Annotated in this window: 18 protein-coding genes; 2 read left to right on the forward strand and 16 right to left on the reverse strand. The window is 61.0% G+C overall.

The genetic code is table 11. The annotated features are described in order from the left end of the window. Positions 1-716 precede the first annotated feature (716 nt). Entirely contained in the window at positions 717-2,819 is a 2,103-nt protein-coding gene (locus PSH73_RS13805) for an EAL domain-containing protein (RefSeq protein WP_170044150.1), read from the reverse strand. Between the two features lie 366 nt (positions 2,820-3,185). Here PSH73_RS13805 and PSH73_RS13810 point away from each other — a divergent pair, with 366 nt between their 5' ends. Both PSH73_RS13810 and PSH73_RS13815 read left to right on the forward strand, forming a co-directional pair. Next, positions 3,186-3,446 carry a hypothetical protein gene (locus PSH73_RS13810; protein ID WP_057436888.1) on the forward strand — a complete coding sequence of 87 codons (261 nt, stop codon included), beginning with the start codon at positions 3,186-3,188 and terminating at the stop codon, positions 3,444-3,446. A gap of 32 nt (positions 3,447-3,478) precedes the next feature. Continuing rightward, entirely contained in the window at positions 3,479-3,817 is a 339-nt protein-coding gene (locus tag PSH73_RS13815) for a DUF6388 family protein (protein ID WP_057959356.1), read from the forward strand. Here the strand turns inward: PSH73_RS13815 and PSH73_RS13820 are convergent. The 15 genes from PSH73_RS13820 to tssA form a co-directional block, all read right to left on the reverse strand. Further along, the gene (locus PSH73_RS13820; RefSeq protein WP_233093294.1) at positions 3,814-4,695 is read right to left on the reverse strand and encodes a serine/threonine-protein kinase; all 882 of its coding nucleotides are present in this window, start codon (positions 4,693-4,695) and stop codon (positions 3,814-3,816) included. The genes PSH73_RS13815 and PSH73_RS13820 overlap by 4 nt on opposite strands. A gap of 141 nt (positions 4,696-4,836) precedes the next feature. Next, entirely contained in the window at positions 4,837-8,223 is a 3,387-nt protein-coding gene (gene tssM, locus PSH73_RS13825) for a type VI secretion system membrane subunit TssM (protein WP_198817513.1), read from the reverse strand. A 15-nt stretch (positions 8,224-8,238) separates the two neighbouring features. After that, entirely contained in the window at positions 8,239-9,105 is an 867-nt protein-coding gene (gene icmH, locus PSH73_RS13830) for a type IVB secretion system protein IcmH/DotU (RefSeq protein WP_164844811.1), read from the reverse strand. A 4-nt stretch (positions 9,106-9,109) separates the two neighbouring features. Further along, positions 9,110-10,441: a type VI secretion system baseplate subunit TssK gene (gene tssK, locus PSH73_RS13835; RefSeq protein ID WP_128592974.1), complete on the reverse strand. Its 1,332-nt coding sequence runs from the start codon at positions 10,439-10,441 to the stop codon at positions 9,110-9,112. Then, entirely contained in the window at positions 10,428-10,928 is a 501-nt protein-coding gene (gene tssJ / locus PSH73_RS13840) for a type VI secretion system lipoprotein TssJ (RefSeq protein WP_128592973.1), read from the reverse strand. The genes tssK and tssJ overlap by 14 nt, the downstream gene beginning before the upstream one ends. 5 nt (positions 10,929-10,933) lie before the next feature. Then, positions 10,934-12,052 (reverse strand): type VI secretion system-associated FHA domain protein TagH, encoded by a 1,119-nt coding sequence (tagH, locus tag PSH73_RS13845; RefSeq protein WP_305460736.1) that lies wholly within the window; start codon positions 12,050-12,052, stop codon positions 10,934-10,936. A 15-nt stretch (positions 12,053-12,067) separates the two neighbouring features. Beyond that, positions 12,068-12,205, reverse strand: coding sequence for a type VI secretion protein TagU (locus PSH73_RS13850; protein WP_115128353.1), 138 nt, complete (start codon positions 12,203-12,205; stop codon positions 12,068-12,070). A gap of 67 nt (positions 12,206-12,272) precedes the next feature. Next, the gene (locus PSH73_RS13855) at positions 12,273-13,799 is read right to left on the reverse strand and encodes a sigma-54-dependent Fis family transcriptional regulator (protein WP_305460739.1); all 1,527 of its coding nucleotides are present in this window, start codon (positions 13,797-13,799) and stop codon (positions 12,273-12,275) included. Then, the gene (tssH, locus tag PSH73_RS13860; protein ID WP_305420599.1) at positions 13,799-16,372 is read right to left on the reverse strand and encodes a type VI secretion system ATPase TssH; all 2,574 of its coding nucleotides are present in this window, start codon (positions 16,370-16,372) and stop codon (positions 13,799-13,801) included. Before tssH ends, PSH73_RS13855 begins: the two co-directional genes overlap by 1 nt. Positions 16,373-16,374: 2 nt before the next feature. Next, positions 16,375-17,391, reverse strand: coding sequence for a type VI secretion system baseplate subunit TssG (tssG, locus tag PSH73_RS13865; RefSeq protein ID WP_057959347.1), 1,017 nt, complete (start codon positions 17,389-17,391; stop codon positions 16,375-16,377). Beyond that, positions 17,355-19,124, reverse strand: a complete 1,770-nt coding sequence (gene tssF, locus PSH73_RS13870) for a type VI secretion system baseplate subunit TssF (RefSeq protein ID WP_305460740.1) — start codon at positions 19,122-19,124, stop codon at positions 17,355-17,357. The genes tssG and tssF overlap by 37 nt, the downstream gene beginning before the upstream one ends. Then, positions 19,114-19,533 (reverse strand): type VI secretion system baseplate subunit TssE, encoded by a 420-nt coding sequence (gene tssE / locus PSH73_RS13875; RefSeq protein WP_115128358.1) that lies wholly within the window; start codon positions 19,531-19,533, stop codon positions 19,114-19,116. The genes tssF and tssE overlap by 11 nt, the downstream gene beginning before the upstream one ends. A gap of 14 nt (positions 19,534-19,547) precedes the next feature. After that, entirely contained in the window at positions 19,548-21,023 is a 1,476-nt protein-coding gene (gene tssC, locus PSH73_RS13880) for a type VI secretion system contractile sheath large subunit (protein ID WP_305460743.1), read from the reverse strand. Between the two features lie 27 nt (positions 21,024-21,050). Then, positions 21,051-21,548: a type VI secretion system contractile sheath small subunit gene (gene tssB, locus PSH73_RS13885; protein WP_057959343.1), complete on the reverse strand. Its 498-nt coding sequence runs from the start codon at positions 21,546-21,548 to the stop codon at positions 21,051-21,053. A gap of 31 nt (positions 21,549-21,579) precedes the next feature. Continuing rightward, positions 21,580-23,133, reverse strand: coding sequence for a type VI secretion system protein TssA (gene tssA, locus PSH73_RS13890; protein WP_169989798.1), 1,554 nt, complete (start codon positions 23,131-23,133; stop codon positions 21,580-21,582). Between the last annotated feature and the right edge of the window lie 501 nt (positions 23,134-23,634).

Consider the following 23,634-nt stretch of genomic DNA (forward strand, 5'->3'; position numbering starts at 1 on the left):
TCAAATAACGGCATTAAATCGCTTATCAATCCAGGAACCTTTTTGAACTTACAAAACCCCGAGCAGCTCTGTTTTATTAGCACTCGATAGTTTCTGGCTTGCCGGACACTTACATAGGGCGCGCTGCATCTTTATTTAACGCCACATACACTCAGTAACGTCCCTAACCCCAAGGCAGACAAATTTCTGGCAATAAGCGTTTGTGAGCCCCATCGACTCCGAAAAAACCCACGACATTCAGATCAAGCAAGACGATGCTGGTACTGCTACACCCACTCCAGGAGCCCTGCCGGGTGGGCATTGGCGACAGGTCGATACTGCAAGACTTGATTAGCCCTTTGCCAACACCTTCCATAAAGAACATAGATACAGAACAGTGCCGACATCAAACAAGGCCCCAAGCAAGTACGGAAACTTAAACTAGAAAATTGCGCCTAAAAACATTGCAGACAAGTCAATCGCCTCCACAAGAGCCTATATTTATAAATTTCTTTTTAAAACTCGTATCAAATAATCTACCTGAAAAAATTACTTACGCCAGAGGGGCACCCTCCATTTACGAGAAGTCCTACGCAACAGCTTTATACTCGTAGGAAAGTCGAATAACTCGAACCACCGGCCAACTTCGGCGCAAGCGCCAGCGCACGGGAAGTCAAGGCTCAATATAGAGTGGAATTATTTGCAGGACTTATTTGTAGGATCAATGCAAGACGTGGCTATGCACCGGCCTCATCATTCATCTTGACTGCCCGCTCGCGAACAAATCGTTGCACCGCGTCGCCGGGCAACGCTTTGCTGAAATACCAGCCCTGGATAATCAACTCCGCCCCGGCGTGCCCCCTGCCCGACTGGAGGAAGGCCAACTGCTCAGCGGTTTCCACCCCTTCCACCACCACCCCCAGATTCAGCGCCTCACAAAAACGCAGCATGCCGGTCAAGACCTGCGCGCCCTTGGGGTCCTGCTGGGCCACCACAAAACTGCGGTCGATCTTGATGAAGTCCACCGGGAACTGGTGCAGGTAACTCAGCGCCGAAAACCCCGTGCCAAAGTCGTCGATATAGACCTTGGCACCAATGGCCTGCAGCTTCTGGATCATCTGCCGGGTCGCCTGGATATCGCCCACCAGCGCATCCTCAGTGATCTCCACCGACACATGGCCGTGGGCCAGGGAGAGGATGTCCACCAGTTGCCTGCCATAGGCGGGGTTCGTCAGGGTGGCGCTGGAGACATTAATGGTGATCGGTAGGGCAAAGCCGATTTTCTGCCACTTCTGGTACTGACGCACGGCCTGGGAGGCGACCCACACGTCCACGTCCGGCATCAACCGGGCCTGGGCCAGCCACTGGAGGAACTCCCACGGCGAATGCACCTTGCCCTGGCTATCGCGCGCGCGCATCAGCGCTTCACAGCCGGTGCACAAACCCGTCAGGGAGGACACCTGGGGCTGGTACTCCAGGTAGAACTCGTAGTCGCTGATCTGCTGGATCCTGCTCAATGCACTGGCCTGGCGTGCTAGCGCCCGGTGCGCAGTCAGCACTGGGTCCAGTTCCAGCAGACGCCCTTTTTCTTCGAGCCCGCGAAAGGTCATGTCGAAAGACTTGAGGTAAACCGTACCGCCCTCCACCGCCTGCCGATGAATCGCGCGGACATAGGGCGCATAGACCAGTATCCCGACTCCCAGCAGCACCAGTTGCAGCGCCACCGCAGCCAGATCGCCCTGGGTACTCAGGTAAGCGTTGAGCAGCACCGGCGCGGTGAACGGCACGCTGGCCAACGCTGGCGAGACCCAGCCGGCCTGCACCACCAGCAATGCCAGCACCGTATTGATCACCGGCACGGCTAAAAAAGGGATAAACAGGCGCGGGTTGAGAATGATCGGCAAGCCAAACAGCAGCACTTCGCTGACGTTGAACAGCGACAGCGGCAGGCTGGCCACCGCCAGCAACCGCATGGACTGGCTCTTGGAAAACAGCAGAATCGCCAGCAACAGGCACAGGGAACCGCCAGCCCCGCCAATAAAGGCAAAGCACCCCAGCAGACCGCCATTCAACGCATACAGGACGGGCTCCCCCGCCGCCAATGCCGCGCCATTGAGTATCACGGCCTGGTCCAGGGCATCAAACAGCGGCTGGATCGCGTACACGCCATGGATGCCAAAAAACCACAGCAGCGAATTGATCGCCGTGACAAACACACCGGTGCCATAAGGGGACTGCAGCGTATCGAGCATCACCGGGCCCTGGAACTGCGCCACATGAGCAACCTGCAACAGCAACGACAACGTCACCACCAGTAGCAATGCGGTGATTGCTCCCGGTACCACCATGTTGATCGTACCCCTGAGGTTGTGTCCCACCAGGTCTGCGTTGACCAAGCGGGTCCAGCGGTAGCGATGCAGCCAGGCAATCACCGGGACATTGATCAACGGCGAGGCGATGGCAATAAACAGGACAAAGGTTGCCGACGCACGTGGATAGTCTCGCAGGACAAAGGAGGCAATGACCACGTGTGCCAGGCACAAAAACGCTACTGGCAACTGCGCTAAGCGGTGCTGGATTGCCAGCATATAGCCGATGGAAGCGGCCACCAGCAGCGGGATCACGGAACTGATCTTGGCATGCAGGCCGGCCAGGAATGCCACGACCGGCGATGGGAAGTCGAGAATGCGGGCGCATTCGGACAACAGCAGAAAACCCGCCGAGACCAGCAAGCATGGCAAGATCCATAACAGGCCTTCCCGGATGGCTCGCAGCGACTCCGTGCTTGCCAGGGCTGCCAGGCGTTGGGTGAAGAACAGCTTGAACAGCGTCTGCGCCATGACTATCTCCCTGCCCTCGGGCCATCACACCGGTCTTCAACGAGGGCTTAACGCTACACGGCCGGGCCCCGAAAATGAAAGGATTTTGCCGCGTTTGGCATCGATACGTCGTCCTGGGATACCAGCAGACGTGCAGACAAGGGTGTAATTTCCTACGCTTTTTGAAACAATACCGTGCTTGAGGGCCTTGCTGCCCACGCGGGTACCGCAGGTTTTCGGAACCAACTGCCACCCGCTCATGTCATGAGCTGTACGGGTCTGTCGACCCGCAGGCCGGCATCGAATGACTCGATCCGCAGGCCACGTTTACACCCGCAGGCATCGGTACGCCGACTGACCCAGCGTTCTCAGGGAGATGTATTGAACATGCAACGCAGGCTTACAAATCGTGCGCGACCTCTGGTTTTCACCGTAGGGCTTTGGTTGTGTGGGGTCGCTGTACTGTTTTTGATCAAGGCCGCCGTTGAAGCCGTCGAAGGGCCTATCAGCAAAACCTGGATCGACTTGACCCTGGTGCTGACCGCCTACCTGTTTTTTTTCTTGTTGGATCCACTGCAACAGTGGACAGCCAATCGGCTGCGTAAACGTGCCCGACGCAAAAGCCGTTACGAACAAGCCTCGTCCTGAGGTCGCGCAACCTGTATTTGCGGAGTCCCCCCTTGTCTGAACCTGGCGAAAACCTTCAGCTTGCCCTGGATATATTCCTGAGCCAGCACCCCGATCTGCGCACCGAACTGGACACGCTGAACCCCTTGGCGGCCCAGGCCAAGCGGGAAACCATGGCGCAATACCGGGCCGAGCGCCTGCATGAGGCCTTTGAGGCCGAGGCAGAAGCCCGCAACCTGTTTGCCTGGGAACTGACACTGCAACTGATCAGCCAGTCGCCACAGGAGTTCGAGGCCAAGCGCCTGGAGGTTCACAAGGAAGTGGCCCAGATGGCGGGACTGGAGTGGGCTGAGTATTGTCAGCTGCATGGTCTGGCAGACAGTTCACCTTAACGGGCAGCGAACCAGCGGCCCACCACCGAATGTTCACACTGCATGGCCACCTGCAACTCGTCGAGGGTGATGGTTCGCCGCTGCGGGTCGCCATTGAGCGCTATTTTCAGTGCCGGCCAGCAACGCCGGGGCAGTTGTCGCGGAGGCGCCAGTCGCGCGCCTTGTGTACTACGCCTGCCCAGCGCCAGGTCATACACCAGACACGCTGCACCATAGACCTCGCTACTGGCTGACAGGGGTGCGCCGTCCAGCAGTTCCGGGGCGGCATAGGCCGGTGTCCAGGCAGTGAAGCGCTGTGGGTTCAAGGCCGGCAGCCCGGACAGCGGCGGCGCAAGCGCCTGGGCAAGGCCAAAGTCAAACAGGCGCACCCCGTCATCGTCCAACATGACATTGCTGGGCTTCACATCGCCGTGCAACACACCTTGTCGATGGATGTAACCCAGCGCGTCCAGCAGCCCCGTTGCAATACGCCGCAGTTCTTGCCAAGGCACCCCGCGCGGGCAGTCGAGCAACAACTGGTCCAGGGTCGCGCCACTCATCAGCTCCATGGTGAAGAACGCCACTTCGCTCGCCGTATCCACATCAAACGAAAACACCCGTACCACGCGCGCGTGCCCCAGGCTGCGGGTCAGGGAAAACTCCCTGTAGAGCAGCAGGTGCGCATCCTGTGACTGGGCAAGGCTTTCACCGAGAACCTTGAGTGCCACCAGGGGCCTTGGCTCGCCGAATTGCTCGTGGAGCAAATCACGGGCGCGATAGACAATCCCCATGCCCCCTTCCCCGAGCACCCGTTCAAGGCGATAGCGGCCGCCCAGCAACATCGGCAGCGGGCTCGATATGAGCGGGGCACAGGCGCCAGGCTGGGGCTGGTTTTCCATCATGCTTGCATCACCAGGGCCGTCAGATTACCCCTGGCCTGACCACGCAATGCCCCGTCGAACCCGCGATCCAGCATCAATTCGGGGGTTCCGGGTTCAACGCCTCGCCCATTGCGTTGCGGCAGGTGTCTTGCCATGGGCTCATAGTTGCTCCGGTATGCGGAAGGTCCGCCACGTCGCCATCTCGAACGGGTTCGGCGTGCGCTGGCTGGTCAACAGATAATGGGCTCGCAGGCCGCCGATGTCCGCCTTGAGCAGGCGCGCATCGCGGCCATTCGAGGGTTCGCCTTGCAGCAAGTCAAACAGGCGGAACAGCGACCATGGTCCGCTGTTTTTCTCGATGCCCATTGGCCGTTGCGCCATACCTTCCAGCACCAGGCTGCTGCGCCCGTCCTCGGTATCGGTGGGCCACTGGAACAGCATCGGGACAATCGGCCCGTGGCGGTATTCCATCTGTTGGTCGCCGAACCGCAGAATCGCTCGACTGACCGTGGGGTCCAGGCTGTATGGCGCCAGGGTAAAGCGCACCCCCGGTTCACTCGGGTCATCGGCGAAGAACGCCTGGCGTATGGTGCGCGCCTTTGCCAGTTGGTCCAGCAACGCCCGCGACATCGGCAGGCTGCGGCCATCCAGGCTGCGCAACCGATAGCGGTCGCCGTCCCCCATCACAAAAGGCCGCAGGTCGTCGTCAAGAAACCGCGCCATCACCCCTTGGGGCTTGAAGAACTCGCGAAAATCATTCAGGGCCACGTCGCTGCTGGCATGGGCGCTGAACGGGTAGCGTTGCTTGATCGCCGAAGCATAGAACCCATACACCTCACTCTGATAGCGTCGGTTCAGGTGGCGGTAGGCCTCGTCAAGCACCAGGCGCCAGGTGTCATCAGCGACACCCGCGAGCCAGCCGTTGAGGGGAGCCGGCAGGCGCGCCGTAGCATTGCGCAGGTTGCCCAGGGCGTCCTGTTGTCCCTGCATGCGCCGCTTGACCAGCTCAAAGGCGGCTCGTTCAGGCCGGTTCTCCCGCCCAAGGGCGGCCAACTGCAGATGCACCTGGTTGAGGGTTTGCAACACTTGGGACAATTCTGGCCCAGGGTTGTCCTGCTCATCGAGCAACTGATGCAGTGATTCAAAGCGCCGCTGCACTGCGCGCTGCGGGGTGTCGGGCAGCCGTTGCGCGACACTGTCCACGGCCGCCTGGGCCACCGGCGAACCCGACTGAAGCGCCTCAAGGCGTTCGACAGGGCTTGAAAAGCGGGTGTTTTCCCGGACCTGCTGCAGCAACTGCAACAACGGTGAACGGGCTGATGTCAGGCCCGCCAGCTGCTCGGCAATTTCGCGGGGGCTATCGTTTTCCTGCAAGCGCACCTGGGCCAGCGCCGCCCCCCAGGCCTGGGCATAGTCGCTGAAATACTGTTGCTCCAGCTCGACCATCAGTTGGCGCAGGCCGATGGCACTCAGTTCTGTACCCTCCCCCAGTACCCAGTTATCACGCACGATGGCCGCGACCATCCGAGTGCCCTGCACGGCAAAGAACTGACGGTAGCCCTGCTGGGTGAAGAAGCCAGGAATGGGTTGGTCAATGCCGGCGAACACTTGCTCCTGGGGGTCCAGGTGTTGGGCGAAACGATAGGGTTCAAGCTCGCTGCCCTGTTCACGCAGCAGACGGTAGATCACGCCAGCCAAAGGTTGCGCTTTCAAGACCTGGCGAGCCTGGGCCACCAGGGTTTCGTTGAGGGGTGCCACAAAGGGTTGCGCCAGCAATTGTGCAAAATGTGCATTCAAACGCTTCTGCAGGGCAGTGTCGCCAGGGTAGCGCAGCGACCATAGCTCGGCGACGCGATCCATCAACCATTGTGTGTCCCGCCGCTCAGGCAGATTGAGCATCAGGTAGGCCCGCAGGCTGAGAAGCAACTGCTGACGGTCGTGCAAGTTGCTGCGCACCTGCTCCTCCAGCATCTCGCTGACCCGTGCCATCAGGTGCTGGAGCAATGCCTGGCGGTAGGCGGTGTCCAGCACCGGGCGGCTCCTGTCACCTTGGTACAAACCTGAAAACTGCAACCATCCCGCGCCTTGCGGTGCCGGAAAAACCTGCGTGGCCGCCCATCGACGGTCCAATAGTGGAACTATCGCCACGCTCGGGTCTTCTGCCGCCTGCCGAGGAGCCGGAGACCGCGCCAACTCCCGCAGTTGTTCCAGGCGTTGATGATTCTGCGAATAGCTGTACATCCACAGCGAACCTGCGCCGCCGAGCACCAGCAAGGCAGCCAGGGCGAGGCCTCGCTGGCGCCGGCGGATCTGCGCGCGCTCCCGGTGGTCCAGGCCGGCCAGGTCGACCTCGCCGAACACCACCCGGCTGAACAGGCCCTGGATAAACCGTGGACGCTCGCCGGCGCTGGTCAAGTAGAAACCGCGCAATGCGTTGACGCGCTGGTAACGATGGGCAGAAAACGCCAGTTCGGTAAACAGACACAGACGCTCGCCGATCTGCGCCACCTGCCGAGGAAAATCCACCATACGCCCGCGGCGCTCGCCGCTGCGCTCCAGATGCAGGCGCTGTATCAGTTCCCCGCTCAAACGCTGCAGCACGGCTTCAAATGCCTGGCGCACCTGGGCAATATCGGTTCCCGCCGTGCCGGGTACGATGGGCTCGCCCAACAGACCGTCGCTGCCCTGCCCCTCCGTTCGCTCGAAGAACTCGACAAAACCGGGCAAATGGTCCGCCTGAGTCAGCACCAGATAGACCGGTAACTCCACATGCAAGGTCTGCTGCAGATCGTGAAGACGGCTGTTGAACTGGCGCGCGGCAACGCTCAGGTCCTGCTCGCTGCCATTGAGCAGGGTATCCACCGACAATGTCAGCAGCACGCCGCTGAGCGGGCGCGCACGGCGCCGGGCTTTCAACAGCGTCAACAAAGTCGCCCAGCCGCTACCATCGACCTCACTGTCGGCATGGGTCAGGTAGCGCGCCGGGGTATCGATCAGGACCCCCTCATCGGCAAAATACCACTCGCAATGGGGTATTGCGCCGGCAGTGTGGGGGGCGCCGCAATCAGTCCGGTCCAATGGCAGTTGCATGCCACCCGCCTGCAACAGGCAGGTCTTGCCACTGGCGCTGGCGCCCATCACCAGGTGCCAGGGTAATTCGTTGCGCCAACGTTCGCTGCGTTTGCCATAGCGCCGCGCTGCCTTGAGGATGTGCAGCGCTTCCTTGAAGCGGCCACGCACGTTGTGCTGTTCGTGCTCCACAAGACCCTTGCGGGACTTAGGCAGCGCCTGGTCCGGGCCGCAAGCCTGTGCGGGGGATTGTGCGGGGGTGCGCCGCTGGGCAAAGACCATTGCCAACCCCCAGGCCAGGAACAAGCCGCTGATGGTCAATAAGCGAGATGTCGCACCGAGCCAGAAACGCTTGTCATCGACCGCCAGGAGCGGCCCGAACCGCCACACGGTCCACGCCAGCAACAGTACCAGCAGCAAGCTCCAGACCCAGGTCAGACCCAAGGCAGAGGCCAGCATTTTGAATAGATTTTTCATGGATCGCTCCCTGCGCTACTGCGGTGTCCGGATGATGTCGGTGGTGGTCGGCAGATAGGCTTTGAGCACGCTCTCGCGCTGTTCTCCAAGCACCCAGGCGAACCCTGAATACATGAGGGCCAGGCCCATTACGACGAAGACCCAGACCCAGGTTGCAGAAACAATGCGCATCGCCTGCCGGGGTTTGCGGCTGGACGGTGGCCGGGGCTCACTGGCCAGCGGCGCGTGGCCGCGCACATGGATGATCTGCCGGTATAAAGCGTCGCGAATGCCGTCCAATTGCAGCAGGCCACGCTCCATCACCCGATATTTGCCTTCAAAGCCCAGCGCCAGGCAGACGTACATCAACTCCAGCAGCGCCAGATGCTTGATCGGATCCCTGGACAATCGCTCAAGCAGCTCGAAGAATTTTTCGCCGCCAAAGGTTTCGTTATGAAAGCGGCTCAACAGGCTCATCTGCGACCAGTCGCTCTGACTGCCCCAGGCCGTGATCACCACCGCTTCGTCTATTACGCTACACAGCACGTAACGCGCCGCCGTGATCTGGCTGTCGAGGATTGCGGCGTGGCGGGCGCGGGTTTCAAACAACGTAATGCCCGATGACAACCGATCATTGAGCGCGTGCAGGCCTTCACGGGCCGTGCCGCCCTTGAGCCGGACCACCTCCGACAACAGGTCCCAGGCCGCTGTCACCAGCGGGTTGAGCCCCAGCCTGAAGTGTTCTGCGCCCTGCAAATGGGCGGCGTACATCATCCGGTCCTCAAGCTGTTCAAAGCGCGGTGGTGCCTCGAAATCCGTGATGGCGCCCTGCGCCGGGCCAAATCCATGACGATCCAGCAGGACCGTCTTGTCATCCTGCGGGTATGTCCTTTCCATCGTCATCGGTTCAGTTCCTGATAGCCCAGAATTTCAATTCAAGATCGGCAAACTCGCCGCTGACATGGAAGGCGAATCCACCTGAATGTGCCAACTGCTCCAGGTCGCGGGGGCTGAGCTCGAGCATGAAATAGGTTTTTTCGGCATGGAAAGGAATCTGCCGGGGCGCCACAGGCAACGGCTTGACGCTAATGCCAGCCAGGTGCAGGTTGACCAGCTCGCGGATCCGCTCCACCGGCCCGATTTTCAGGTGCGCCGGCAACCGCTGGCGCAACACCTCCGAATCACTGCGGGCACTGGCGACCACAATGAAGGTCGCAGCGCCCAGCAGGTTCAAGTCGTTGACCGGACACACCAACACCCCGTATTGACGGGGCTGCAGCACCAGCTCAATGGCGTGCTGCTCGAGTACCATCGACAACACCGCACGAATTGCCGTCATCAGTTCACGGAAGCTCGGTCCCTGCTCGCTATGTTGGTAGCGCCCATCAAAACCGGCGCGTTTGGTAGCGCTGGAAAACGTCGAAAGCTCCCCCAGCAACGCCAGTAGAGCCTGGTACAACACGTCGGGGCCCAAGCGGGTCTGGTCCAGATAGTGGCGCAGGATCAACTCCGTACGGTTGATCAACTGCAGCATCAGGAAGTCCCCCATCTCGGCCCCGGCCGCCTGGCCAGCGTCCTGCAAACGCTCGGCAATCGCGTCCCCGCGGAACGCCAACAGGCTGACCACCTCCTTGAGGCAGGACAGTAAAAAGGGCGACCCATGAAGGTGCATGAACGTCGGCGAGAACAGGCTGTCGAGGGCTACAACGCCCTGGCCGTTACAGTCCAGGACCTGTGCGACTTTGAGCCTGACGTAGGTCTGGACGTCATGGTCGTCGCCAAGCAGCAGGCGAAAATCCGGGCGGGCGCAGGTTATGGCGCAGCGTGTGTCTTCGCCGGCATTGGCGTCTCCCACTTCCACTTCGTACGCGGTGTAGCGCGCCACTACATCAGCTTGCGCCGGGCGGCGAACCTCGACGGCATTGCCGGCAACCATCGGCAACGCCAGGTACACCGCCTGACTGCCGCTGTTTGGAGGAATTTCCAGCACCAGCGGCGCGCTCAGGTCACGCATATCGAACAGCGTCCCATCAGGCAGCACGCCACTGGCCTGGCTGACCACCACCTTGCCCATCTCGAGGTACTGCGGGTCGATTTCCAGGGTCAGGAAGCCCCAGGCATAGCCCTGTGACAACTGGCTGCGGCGGGCCAGTTGCTGGTGGTAGTAACGGTCGTTGTGCTGCAGATGCTGAGGGCGCAACAACATGCCCTCCTGCCAGGTGACTTTATCGAGCAGCATGTGAGTCACCTGCCTGGGTCGGCTGCCAATCGGCTGCGCGCACGCCCGCTTCATCGAACAACAGCTCTACACGGGTCCGCGAGCCAACGGCCAACGGCACGACATAGCGCCACCGTGCCTGGGGCAAATCCCGGTAGGCCGCCAACACCCCGATGTAGCGGCCGCCCGACGTTGCACTGAGCTTCAGCGGGACCTGCTCACCAGGGCGCAACTCCCATTCTTCGCTGCTTATCAGGTCCTTGGGCAAGGTGCTTTCGGCACGTCCATACAGGCTGAAAAAATCCGCGTTCTCGAAGGCCACCGGATTGCTGAGCTCCAGCAAACGCACCACGATAGGCGACGGCCGACCATTCAGATCCGGGTTGACCTGATCGCTGGCATTCAGCGTCAGGTCCAGCTTGGTCAGCTTCGAATAGGGGGACAGGTTGCTGCAGCCGGGCAACAGGCCCATCACAGCGAGTAACAGAACAAAGGTGAAGCGTGACATGGGGATCATCCAGAACAAGTACTGTGAAGGGTGGAAACCAGGCGCACCTGCTCCCGGTAGGCGTTGGCAAAGTCCTCGCTCAGTAAGCGCTCACTCCAGCCTTCGTCCTCGACCAGGCGCTGATAGTGGCGCAGGTAGGCGCGCCAATAGGCGCCGCTGGTGGGGAGCCGCGGCGTGTTGCCCTGCTGTTCGAAACGCACCAGCAACTGGCCCGGGGCAAACGCCGCCAGTGCGCCGCGCACGGCGGCACGACAACCCGCGAGCACCGCGACCTGATGCACCTGCAAATCGCGGTAAGCCTGGATAACCGCCAGTTCGGCTGGCAGCCCCTGCCGCTCACCGCCCAACATGGCCTCCAGGGAATCGGCACCGCCCATCAAGGGAGGCTGGTCGCTCGGACGCCCTAGCGAAGCGCTCAACTCACTTTTCAACTCTTCGTGGGTGTGCAGGTTCTGCTGCAACCCTTCGACGGCCTGCCTGAGCAAGCCCGCGACCTTGATTGCCAGCGCTTGCCGCCCTGGTTCGTCGAGCGGGTCCAGGCACACGCCCAGCGCCTTGGAAAACGCCCCCCAGAACAGCGCGTGGTCGTTACCTGCCGGGGGGCTTTCTGCCGCTGGTGCAATCTGCGGGGCAGGCTCTACCAGGGTCGGCACAGTCACATGCTGGCGCTCGACCGTGCTGGTGTCCGTCCAGCGCGTTTCCTCTGACTGATGGGCCTGGCCGGGCATGGCATACAGCGGATCCAGCTGCAGGAACGCATCATCCGGAATCAGGTTGTCGCTGTGACTCGCGGCGCCAGCCACCGCCACCAACTGCGTGCGAATATCAAACGGGCCCATCCGAAACACCATGCCTTGACCAATAGGCCGGGCCTGGCCCTTGCGCAAGCGCACGGCGCTGTCCCCCAGGCAAATGCCATTGCTGCTGATGTCCGTCAGAAAGTACTGATCGTCACGAAAGCTGATCAAGGCATGATGATTGGACAACTGACGGCTGGGATCGGGAATGACCCAATCACAATCGGCACCACGGCCAATCACCCCGCCGGCGCCGTCAAACACTTTGTTGCGGGTCGAGCCGGGCATGCCTTGCCAATTGCCACAGATCTCAAATATCAACTGCATACGGGGCCTCCGGGCTTATTGCGGGTACTGGTCGGGCCGCGGATCTCCCAGCGGCCGATATTCATCGTCGTCAAACACGTAATTTGCCGTACAACCACTCAGCACCAACATCAGCAGAACAAGGACTAATACCTGCCACCGAGAAACAATCATCACGCCTCTCCCATTGAAATAAATCCGTCCGAGCGCAACAGCCGGCGCCTGTCAGTCAGGGCTGGTGTCATTCAGCGCTCCCCCTTGATGCTTCACCGAAAGGGATATTCAGCCGCGCGAGGCGGTACAACAGGGTGCGCCTGGCGACTCCCAGCTCGCGGGCGGTGCGGGTGCGATTGCCGCGATTCTTGTGCAGGCAATCAATCAGCAAGCCACGTTCGACGCGCTCCAGGCGTTGGCGCAGCGTTGCGTCGCTGGCCTGTGTGGAGGACGCCAATGGCAACGACAAATGTTGCGGCAGGATCACCCCGTCGTCGCACAACAACACCGCGCGCTCCACCAGGCACTTGAGTTCGCGCACGTTGCCGGGGAAGCTGTGGCTGGACAGTTGATCCAGGGCCTGGTCCGACCAGGACACCGGTGCTCGCCCCTGGGTCGCGCAGGCCTGGCCCGCAAAATGGCGAGCCAATTGCCGTGCATCGCCTTCGCGATGGCGTAGGGCCGGCAGCTCGATTGGAAACTGCGCCAGCCGGTAGTAGAGGTCCTCGCGAAAGCTGCCCTGGGCCACCATTGCAGGCAGGTCGCGGTGGGTGGCGGCAATGATCCGTACATTCACTTTATGGGCGACGCGGGCGCCCAGCGGGCGTACTTCGCCCTCCTGCAATACCCGTAACAACTTGGCTTGCAGTGACATCGGCATGTCGCCGATTTCATCGAGCAGCAACGTGCCGCCGTTGGCGGTATCGAACAGCCCCGGTCGGTCCCGGTCGGCGCCTGTAAACGCGCCTTTGCGATAGCCAAACAGTTCGCTCTCCAGCAACCCTTCCGGGAATGCCGCGCAGTTCTGCACGACAAAGGCCTTGGACCGGCGCGGGCCCATGGCATGGATCGCCCGCGCGACCACCTCCTTGCCCGTGCCGGTCTCGCCGCGCAAAAGCACGGTATAGGTACTGTCCAGCACCTTGCCGATCAGGCGGCAGGTCTCATCCATCGCCGTACTGTTGCCGATCAGGCCGAAGCCGTTGGGACGCAGAACGTTATCGCGCGCCGAATGGGCCGGCGGCGGGCAAGGCTCCGGTAACAGCGACCGCTGGCGCAGCGCAAACACCGCCAACTGCCCCAGTGTCGTGGCGTACCCCTGCAGGTCGATGCTGCGTTCGGTTACGCATAACAACACGCCCTTCACAGCAAGGTGGCGATGGGTGACGGGGACGCACAGCAACGATTGCCAGGGCGCCGGGCCTGACGGAATAAAAGTCGTGTCATAAATGCTGTCTTGCAGGCCGCGGATGCTCAAGGTGCGCTTGTGCTCCAGGGCGAACTGCAGCAATTGCTGGTGCTGCTGATCAACTGCTGCACGTGCGCCGATATCCCCAGGCCCTGCATCTCGCCGGTATTCGGCAGCCAGCACCAGACCACGGTCGCCCTCATCTGCCAGGTACACCTGGCTGAGCGAGCACTGGCTCAACTGCACGGCGGCATGGGCAAGTTGGCCAGGCATACTTGCCCGATCGCTGTCGATGCCCATGTGCAAGAGCCACTGCACCAGCTGTTCGGCAGGTTCAAGCGCCTGTGACAACGGGTTCTCCCTCATCACGCAAACTCACAGATTACGTGACCGTCGCCATCCAGCGTCCCGTGGGCACGCTGCAGATGCTCGTCCCTGGCCATTGCCTCAAGCAGGCGATCGACAACCAGGGGCAATAGATTGGCGTCGATCCATTGATCGACATACCGCGCCCCGCTGTCGGTGTGGGTACAGCGCTCTGCCAGGTAATCGACCAGCCGCGGGCAATAGCTGAACGCTAACTGGCGCTGCAACAAACGCTGAGCCAGGCGCTGTAATTTGCTTTCTACCAATTCCCGCAGCACCGCTCCGTTGATCGGGTAGTACGGCACTACGCGCATACGGGCCAGCAGCGCCGGCTTGAAATGCTGCTTGAGCAGCGGCGCAAGTGCTTCCTGCAACGCTTGTGGGGTGGGATGCGGTGTGGCCCGGCACAGGTCGATGGTGCATTCGCTGCCAAGGTTGGAGGTCATCAGGATCAGGGTGTTGCGAAAGTCGATCTCACGTCCCTCACCGTCATTGGCCCGCCCTTTGTCGAAGACCTGGTAGAACAGGTTCATCACACCGGAGTGCGCCTTCTCGACTTCATCGAGCAGCAGCACCGAATAGGGCTTTTGCCTGACCGCCTCGGTGAGGACGCCACCTTCGCCATAGCCGACATACCCGGGCGGAGCACCTATCAGGCGCGACAGTGAGTGTGGCTCCTGGTACTCGGACATGTTGATAGTGGTCAGGAACCGCTCACCGCCATACAACAGCTCGGCCAGGGCCAGTGCCGTTTCTGTCTTGCCGACGCCACTGGGGCCGACCAGCAGAAACACGCCCACGGGCGCATCGGGGCGGTTCAGGCCTGCCGCAACCGCACGCATTGAGCGATCCAGCGCCTGTACGGCGTGCGCCTGGCCAAGAATGCGCGCCCGCAGATCGGTGGCGAAATCGCGGACCTGGGTGCTGTGCTCGCAGGCCACCTGGCTCAGCGGAATTCCCGTCCACGCGCTGACTACTTCCGCCACCAGCCGTGGGCACACTTCGAAGCTGACCAGGCGCTGGTGAGATTGCTCGGCCAGCAGACTGCCGTGGGCCTCGCACAATTGCTGCTCAAGCACCTCGATTGCCTGCCCCGACTGACGAGCCTGGCTCACCTGTATGCGCAGGGCCAGTATCGCTTCGGCCATCTCGCGCTGGCGCGTCCAGCACTGCTTGAGGTGCTCGTGTTCGCAACCGATGGTTTGCAGGCGTGCAGCCAGAACCTGCAGCGCGCCCGGATCTATAGGTAACCCAGCGTCCCTATCGCGGCAAAGCGCCTGGTGCTGGCCGGTGCTTTCAGCCAGCTGCGCCGCCACGGCCTGCAACGCCGGCGGGGCTGTCACCAGGCTGATGCGCACACGGGCGCAGGCCGTATCGAGCAGATCCACGGCCTTGTCGGGCAACTGTCGCCCCGCCAGGTAACGGGCAGACAACTGCGCGGCGGCAACCACGGCGTCATCGCGCACGTACACGCCATGGCTGGCTTCATACACCGCAGTGAGACCCCGCAGGATGGTCACTGCGTCATCGACACTGGGCTCCTGGACATGCACCGGCTGAAAGCGCCGGACCAATGCCGGATCCTTTTCGAAGTATTTCTTGTACTCCGACCAGGTGGTGGCGGCGATGGTACGCAGCTCGCCACGGGCCAGCGCCGGCTTGAGCAGGTTCGCCGCATCGCCGCTGCCGGGCGCGCTGCCGGCACCGATCAAGGTGTGTGCCTCGTCAATAAACAGGATCACCGGCACCGGTGAGGCATTCACTTCGTCGATAACGCCCTTGAGCCGCCGCTCGAACTCGCCCTTGATGCTGGCACCGGCCTGCAGCAGCCCCATGTCGAGGACCAGCAGGCGCGTATCCTTGAGCACTGGCGGCACTTGCCCACAGGCGATCTGCCGGGCCAGCCCCTCGACCAGCGCAGTCTTGCCGACACCGGCCTCACCGACAATGATCGGATTGTTCTTGCGCCGACGCGCCAGGATATCGGTCAGTTGGCGGATTTCTGCGTCGCGGCACAATACCGGGTCAACCCGCCCCTCTAAGGCTTGCTGAGTCAGATCATGGGTGAAGCGCTGCAACAACGACTCATTGTTGGCGCCGGCTGTCCCACGGGAACCCTCAATCTCGGCGCTCAGGGCGAATTCAAGCAGGCGCTGCGCATCGAGGCGCGCCAGCAGCACCTGATAACGACTGCCTGCGTGAGACTGTGGGTTACGCAGCAAGGCGAGGATCAAGGCTGCGTCACCGACCTGGGATTGCGCCAATTCCAGTTGGGCAACCACCAGCGCTTGCTGCAACCATTGCACCAGCAACGGCGCAAACACCGGATTGCGTGAAGTGCCCTGGCCCACCCTGGGCTGCAGGGTGGCTTGCAACTCGCCCTGTTCGACACCGGCATCTTGCAGCGCGCGCACCAGCAATCCTTGCGGGTGCTCCAGTAGCGCCAGCAACATGTCCTCCACCAGGACTTGCGTCCCGCCCCGGGTCACACAGCGTTCGGCGGCACGCTCCAGGTCTCGGCGAGTGTGTGTCGTCAACACGCGAATCAGTTGTTGCAAGTCCACATTCATCATCGTCATCCGTTTCTACCGAGTTTATTGGCCAGGGTGAGCACGCCATCCGCGCGCGCCTGCCCCATCCAACTGGTCCATCCCAGCCGGCACACATTGCGCTGGCCTATATGCAGCGCCCGCACCTCCTCAGTACGCAGCACCAGACGCAGGTCATAGTCCAGCGGATCGCGCACGGCGAAACGCACCAGCGCGCCGAACGGAGAGTGGCTTGCGCCGGTGGGCAGAAAATCATGAAACCGCTGCCAGTCGAGGTTCTGGATATGCACCCTGAACTTGCCGGCACGGTCGACGACCTGCCGCCCCAGGACCAGGTTCTGGCCCAGAAGGCTGCTGGCCTGACCCAATTGGTTGCGTTGCCTGCGGGCAATCACCACCTTGCGCTTGACGCACTGTTCGATCAGCAACTGCGGGTGCTTGAAGTAGTAACGCAGCACCGTTTCGATAAGCGCCGCCGAATGGGCGCGCATACCCAGCAAGCCCAGGTAGGGCAGCAGGCGCTTCCAGTCCAGTTGCGTCGCGCCCCGAACGGCACGGCCGCCCAGGCCTATCAGGGCGAACATCTGCTCGGAAAACGGGTCGCTGGCTCCCGCCCGAAAGCACGCCCGGTAGCGGTACTTGCGCCACAAAGGCAGCATCAACCGATGCAGGCGGTGGTGAAACAGGTCGAGAAAATCGCCGACAGGATTACCGCCCGCCCGTTCGGTCAATGCGTGTTCACCATAAAACGCCGGCAGTGGCGAATTCGCCCCCACCAGTCCCAATACGTTGAGGCGCAAACGTGCGCGCAGTTGCCCGCCCTCGACAAAGAACGTCACCCGGTCAATATCGTTGCCGGGAAACCCCAACCCCGGGTTGGCCTGGAACTCCAGGCGTTCATACAGCGCCTCATCGCCCAGGGACGGATGGGCGTCACGCAAACGCTCGATCACCTGCGAGATCGCCTGGAACAGCGAGTACTCGCGAATGGTCCGCGACAGTTCGGTTAAAGCAGAGCCTGCAGGCCCATCCGGGATGGCCATAGGTACACCTCTCCTTGTGTGCTGGTAACACGCAGTTCGTGATACGAGTTGAGGCTCGCATACAGGGCAAAAAACTCGTTGAGGACCGAGGCAAACACAAACAGGTCGCCCTCTCCGAGGAAGTGCTGGAGGTCGACGGTCAGGTCGATTGCCACACCTCGAATCGGCAAACCGCCGTGTAATCTGTCAATCGGCCGCTGGCTGATCGAGCGCAACCCGCCCAGCCTGCGGATGCTGACTTTTTCCGCCTGGCGATCGTGGTAGCGCGGCAGGTCATAGGTCTCGAGCACCACTTTCAGCGCATTGATATCGCTCAGGGACAGGTAGTTGAGCGACATGTTGCTGATCAGCTTCCAGAGAAAGTCGCTGTCCAGCGGGGGCGCAATGCCAGGGGTGGCTGCCGTGATATTGCTGAAGGACAGGAATTCGGGTGTTTGCTCGCACGCTTGATTGATGTCACCGATACGCAATGTGCGTGGCAAATCATGGTTGGTGCAGGTCATCTCGACAGACAGGGTTTCCTGATCACCGGACTGGCGACTGCCAAAGCTCAGGTAGGTATCCAGCCCGCTGTGTTGCACGGAGGGCCGCTGGCGGATGCTGTAGCACGCAGTCTGCTCATCGTGCTCGAACGACTCGAATGGCACATACGTCTGGTAGCCCAGGCCACCCGGACGCCATCCCGTGACCTGGTCGACGGAGAACACCGCGCAATGACCTGGCGCATAGTCAGCCCCCAGCAGCAGATACTCGTCCTGCCGGCCATCCAGTCGGATCGGCACTCCATCGTGCTTGAACAGGTTGACCACCGGCGTGCAAAACAGCTTCACGTTGTCCAGTGTGGGCTGCACCTGCTCGGGATTGCGCTGGCCAAGCTTGAAGCGCAACTCAACGCCCCGCACCTGTTTGAGCACGTCAACCGGCAAGGTTTGCAGAACATCCAGACCACCGACGTCGACAAACAGATACTTCTCTGGAAACGCAAAATACTCCTGCAGATGCCGATACCCAGTGAACGCATTCGGCGGATAAGGCAGCAATGCCTCTGCTTCTGAAAAACCTGCTGGCTGAACCCCGCAGGCCGGCAGTTGCAGTGACCGCACCTGCCCGTCATGGGCCTGCAGCGGTTCGCCCTGCCCATCGAGTAGCAGCAGTTCGATACCGTGCAGGTGGCGCAGCAGACTCACGTACAGCATTCGGCTGACGTAGCGTTCCCCGGCAAAATGCAAGCGCAGGTGCTCAAGCACCAGTTCGCCCATATGTCCTTCGGCGGTCATCTCCAGGCGCAGGCTCAACAATGCCCCCTCCCCCTGGGCCGAGTAATCCAGCGCGCTGATTTGCAGGGGCAGCACATCCGTTGCGTAACAGGTGCGAAAACGGCAACGCTCACCGTCAATCGCCAGACTTTCCACCGGCGTGTCCCGCTCGACCGTGACCGCCGGCCCGGCACGCAGCAGCGGTGCGAACTGCAACATGCTGAACGCGGGTAACGGGCGCATGTAGTTGGGCCACAACAGGTGCATCAGCGAATGGCTGAGCTCGGGCAACTGGTCGTCGAGCTTCTGTCGCAAGCGGCCCGTCAGGAACGCAAAGCCCTCAAGCAACCGCTCGACATCCGGATCCCGGCCACTGTCCCCGAGGAACGGGGCAAGCGCCGGATTGCGTTCGCAGAAGCGTCGCCCCAACTGCCGCAAGGCATTGAGTTCGCTCTGGTAATAGCGGTTAAAGGACACCTGGGGCGACCTCGACACGTCCGTTGCCCGTCAGGCTTGCGCAAAACACCACGGTTTGCACGACGCCGTCGATGGTCAACGCGCCCTGGATATCAAAGGCCAGGGCTAGCGGGTCGCGATCCCGTGGCAACGCAACGACCCGTACGTTGCTCAAGCGCGGTTCGTAGGCCGCGATAAACCGCTCGATCAGAAAGCGTGCCTGGCTGAGGGATTCGTGCAGGCTCAGACGCATGTCATTGAGGTCCGGCAGGCCATAGTCGGGCAGCGTCTGCACACTGCCCGCTCGGGTGCTGAGCATGTTGCCCAGGTGGGTGGCCACCGACGCGGCGACACAGGCGAGTGGCGTGCGCCCCGTCGACTGAGGCGCGGTGCCTGCAAGGCGCTCAAGGAAGCCGCTGTAGTGACTCATCTCAGGCCCCCGGCTCATTCTTTATCGAGCTTGCCAACCAGGAACAGGGTGAAATCCGCCCCCATGTATTTGAAATGCGGGCGTACGCTGAGGTTGATGCGATACCAGCCCGGCTCGCCATCGACGTCACTGACGACGACCCGTGCCGCCCGCAGCGGTCGTCGCCCCCGCACCTCGGCGCTGGGGTTCTCCTGGTCGGCCACGTACTGGCGGATCCACTTGTTGAGCTCCAACTCCAGGTCGGTGCGCTCCTTCCATGAACCCAACTGCTCGCGCTGCAGCACTTTCAAATAGTGCGCCAGGCGGTTGACGATCATCATGTACGGCAGTTGGGTGCCCAGCCTGTAGTTCAACTCGGCGGCCTTGCCCTCGGCGCTGATGCCGAAGCGCTTGGGTTTCTGCACGGAACTGGCGGAAAAGAACGCCGCGTTGTCGCTGCCCTTGCGCATCGTCAGGGCAATGAAGCCCTCCTCCGCCAGCTCGTACTCACGACGGTCGGAGACCAGCACCTCGGTGGGGATCTTGGTTTCGATTTCGCCCATGCTCTGGAAGTGATGCAGCGGCAGATCTTCCACCGTGCCCCCGCTTTGCGGGCCAATGATGTTGGGGCACCAACGGAAGCGGGCGAAGCTGTCAGTCAGGCGCGTGGCAAAGGCGTAGGCCGTATTGCCCCACAGATAATGCTCATGACTGCTGACCACATGCTCGTTATAGGCGAAGGTCTTGACCGGGCAGTCCACCGGGTCGTAGGGCGTTCGCAGGAGAAAGCGTGGCACCGTCAAGGCCACGTAACGGGCATCCTCGCTCTGGCGGAAGCTCTGCCATTTGGCAAACTGCGGCCCTTCGAAATGGTCTTTCAGATCCTTCAGGTCCGGCAGGCCGGTAAAGCTCTCCAGACCGAAGAAACCCGGCCCGGCGGCGGCAATGAACGGCGCATGGGACATGCAGGCGACGCTGGATACGTATTGCATCAGCTTGACGTCAGGCGCGCTGGGCGACAGGAAATAGTTGGCGATGATGGCGCCGACAGGCTGACCACCAAACTGACCGTATTCGGCGCTGTAGGTATGTTTGTAGAGGCCCGACTGCACAACCTCCGGCGAGTCCTCGAAATCGTCCAGCAGGTCCTGCCGCGAGACGTTGAGCAGCTCGATCTTGATGTTTTCCCGGAAGTCGGTGCGATCCACCAGCAGCTGCAAACCCCGCCAGGCCGCTTCCAGTGCCTGGAAGTCGGGATGGTGGAGGATTTCGTCCATTTGCCGGCTGAGCTTGGCGTCGATCTCGGCAATCATGCGGTCCACCAGTTGTTTCTTGACCGGCTCGCCTCGGTTTTGTGGCTTGATCAATTCCTCGATAAAGGCCGCCACACCGCGCCTGGCGATGTCGTAGGTTCCATCATCGGCCGTCAGGCGGGTCTGGGCGATGATGTCGTCGAGAATGCTGTATGCGCTATCCAGGGGGGTGGCCTGGGCGCTAGGGCTAGTGGTCATAAGGTCAGTGTCCTTTTACTGAGAAAGTCATGGGTCGGGGCTGTTCAGCCCCAGTTCGGCCAATACCCGTGCACGGGCCTGGTCATCGGCCAAGGCGCTTTCTATGGCCTTGCGAAAGCTCGGTGTATTGCCCAGGGGGCCTTTGAGCGCGACCAGCGCCTCACGTAACTCCATCAGCTTTTTCAATTGCGGAACCTGCTCGACCAGTTGGGCCGGGTTGAAGTCCCGCATGGCGTTGATGCGGACCTGGATGGGCAACTCATCGGCTTCATCGGTTTCCTGCAGTCGATTGGGAACACCCAGCTGCAGACTCAAGGCTTGCTTGGCCAGCACCTCGTCGAACGTGTTTTTGTCGATACCGATGGGCTTGCGGTCTTCGACCTTGCGTGTGTCTTCGCGCTGGGTGAAGTCACCCAGGACCAGCAGCTTCAGGGGTAGCTCAACCTCTTCCTGGGCACCGCCTATGGCCGGCTTGAACGTGATGTTGATGCGTTCCTTGGGGGCGACCGAACCTTCTTTGGCCATGATGTTTCTCCTTTGCGTAATGACGGAAAACCTATTGGAGTACCGCTTCCAGATCGACCTGGCACAGCTTGCGATAGACATCGTCCTTGCGCTCGCGCAGACCATGGCCCTGGGGCAATACGTCGTAACAGGCGTACAACAGTTGCAACACCTCCAGGGTCAGGTCCGGTTCCCAGCGATGCAGGCTGCCGTGCTGCAACTCCTGCTCAAGCTGTTCAAGCTGGATCCTGGCCAACTCATGCTTGGCACCCTGGATACACAACCGAGCCAGGCCCAGGCGCCAATAAAACCGGGCACGGTCACCTCGCGCAGCCTGCATGGCGTTTTTGTAGGCCTGGACAGCGGCCTTCAGCCCCTCCTTGCGCAGCAACGGAGCGACCGTCTGCAAGGCCTCCTCCCATGGCGCCGGACCAACTCTGGCAATATTCCTGGGCGGCACCCTTGCCTGCAGGTGGTGACTGACCTGGCTGTCGATCCACCCGCGAGTGGTAGCGTCGGCAAAGGGTGTTCCATCGTGGAAGCGCAATTGAGCGACCCCCGGTAATCGTTGCAGCAACAGGGCGAACTGAATCTCTGTCTCGACCATCGCCAGTTCGGCCTGCAGCGCCTGGAGGCACTCCCAGAGCATGCGCACGCCGTCAAACCAGAAAGGCGCGCCCGCCAGGCTGGCCTCAAGCTCCAGCAACAGGTCGGCGTAATGCCCTTGGGCAAAGCGCTCCTGGTAGCGCTTGAGTTTGTCGGGCAGCAACCCACGCAACGGCGTTATCTGTTCGCTGTTGCTGTCGGGAAGACCAGTGATACCCAGCCAGCCCAGCGTCCGGTTCAGGCGCAAGGCCCGCAGGTCAGTGGCGTTCTGGCGCAGCCACCAGGTACACAGCGGTCGAGCGCCATCCTGCAGCGTACGCAGGAGCCTGTGAACGTCTTTTTCGTTGTTCACCACCGGCTCAGGCGCCAGCAGTTGGGTCGCGACCTGCTTGACCTGGGCAACCACCCCGCTCACCCCGGATGGCGGCGGATCGTTCTCCTGGGCCTGTTGCAGCTTGTCCGCCAGTTGCCTGCGCGCAGCCAGTAGCAACGGCGCATCGTCCCCCAGGTGCCTGACCCACAACTGGTCAAGGTCGGACAATTGCTCGGCCAGGCACTGGAACAGGGAACGCTGGTGCTTGAGCGAAAAACTCTGCGCCAACACCGGTTCAATGCGCTGTACCAACCAGCCAAAGGCCGCAATGCGGGTACGCTGCTTGAGGGGGTGAACCGTCGCCCAATGGTGCTCACACAGGTCGCGCAACAGGCCGAGCCCAGCGAGCAGGCCGGAAAAGGACTCGCGTTGATACAGAGCCCATGTCAACCAGGCAACCACCCGCAAATCCTTGGATTCGTGACGCAACAAGGCTTCACTTTGGTCCACTACGGACTGCCAGTCCGGCTGGCTGTTGCCATGGATCGAGCGGGCTTTTTCCAGCTCACTTTCCAGCGCTTCGTATCCCGCCGAAAAACGCATATCCTCCCCTGCAAAACAGTCAACCGAAATCGGCGACCGGGCAAGTTTCAAGTAATAAGCAGAAAGTTTGTCTGAATAAACCATGATGGCCGCAGTGTGCTGATCAATGCTCAATTAAAGTAGGGCAAGCATCTATATAAACGCCAACACCTCACTTACTGAATTCCGTTTCCGTGTAGCGACAAGTACGAACCATAGCCAGCTGTATTTTATTGGGCAAGTCAGCCAGGCGCACTTAAGGAGATTCCTACAAAATCAAAGCAGCCCGCAATTTTGTAACTAAGCGTGCTCAACGACCCTCTTCCCACCCAATAAAACAGCCCATTTTATTGGGCGACATACCTGCCAGCACCCTTGCGCAAAAAGCTGCGCACACTTTCCAGGCAAGCTGCATTAAAACTATATATCCACCTATCAACACTGCGACGTACGCTGACCAGGCAATTAACTGCGCACTACTGCGCAAACAAACTCAACTTCAAAGACTAAAGCCCTTCTAACTCGACACCTATTAAGTCTCCACCATGAACAAGCGCCCTTATTTTATTAGGCCGACTGAAATCCGGCACACTTCTTGTTAGTAAG

This window comes from Pseudomonas sp. FP2294, assembly GCF_030687625.1.
Lineage (GTDB): Bacteria > Pseudomonadota > Gammaproteobacteria > Pseudomonadales > Pseudomonadaceae > Aquipseudomonas > Aquipseudomonas shahriarae.

Excerpts from the sequence above, each read along its gene's own strand:
- tssG (WP_057959347.1), bottom strand. The coding sequence starts at position 17,391 with ATGGCCATCCCGGATGGGCCTGCAGGCTCTGCTTTAACCGAACTGTCG.
- tssE (WP_115128358.1), bottom strand. The coding sequence starts at position 19,533 with ATGAGTCACTACAGCGGCTTCCTTGAGCGCCTTGCAGGCACCGCGCCT.
- tssH (WP_305420599.1), bottom strand. The coding sequence starts at position 16,372 with ATGATGAATGTGGACTTGCAACAACTGATTCGCGTGTTGACGACACAC.
- PSH73_RS13805 (WP_170044150.1), bottom strand. The coding sequence starts at position 2,819 with ATGGCGCAGACGCTGTTCAAGCTGTTCTTCACCCAACGCCTGGCAGCC.
- tssA (WP_169989798.1), bottom strand. The coding sequence starts at position 23,133 with ATGGTTTATTCAGACAAACTTTCTGCTTATTACTTGAAACTTGCCCGG.
- tagH (WP_305460736.1), bottom strand. The coding sequence starts at position 12,052 with ATGCAGTTGATATTTGAGATCTGTGGCAATTGGCAAGGCATGCCCGGC.
- icmH (WP_164844811.1), bottom strand. The coding sequence starts at position 9,105 with ATGACGATGGAAAGGACATACCCGCAGGATGACAAGACGGTCCTGCTG.
- tssK (WP_128592974.1), bottom strand. The coding sequence starts at position 10,441 with ATGCTGCTCGATAAAGTCACCTGGCAGGAGGGCATGTTGTTGCGCCCT.
- tssJ (WP_128592973.1), bottom strand. The coding sequence starts at position 10,928 with ATGTCACGCTTCACCTTTGTTCTGTTACTCGCTGTGATGGGCCTGTTG.
- tssB (WP_057959343.1), bottom strand. The coding sequence starts at position 21,548 with ATGGCCAAAGAAGGTTCGGTCGCCCCCAAGGAACGCATCAACATCACG.
- PSH73_RS13855 (WP_305460739.1), bottom strand. The coding sequence starts at position 13,799 with ATGAGGGAGAACCCGTTGTCACAGGCGCTTGAACCTGCCGAACAGCTG.
- PSH73_RS13850 (WP_115128353.1), bottom strand. The coding sequence starts at position 12,205 with ATGATTGTTTCTCGGTGGCAGGTATTAGTCCTTGTTCTGCTGATGTTG.
- tssM (WP_198817513.1), bottom strand. The coding sequence starts at position 8,223 with ATGAAAAATCTATTCAAAATGCTGGCCTCTGCCTTGGGTCTGACCTGG.
- tssC (WP_305460743.1), bottom strand. The coding sequence starts at position 21,023 with ATGACCACTAGCCCTAGCGCCCAGGCCACCCCCCTGGATAGCGCATAC.
- PSH73_RS13820 (WP_233093294.1), bottom strand. The coding sequence starts at position 4,695 with ATGGAAAACCAGCCCCAGCCTGGCGCCTGTGCCCCGCTCATATCGAGC.
- PSH73_RS13810 (WP_057436888.1), top strand. The coding sequence starts at position 3,186 with ATGCAACGCAGGCTTACAAATCGTGCGCGACCTCTGGTTTTCACCGTA.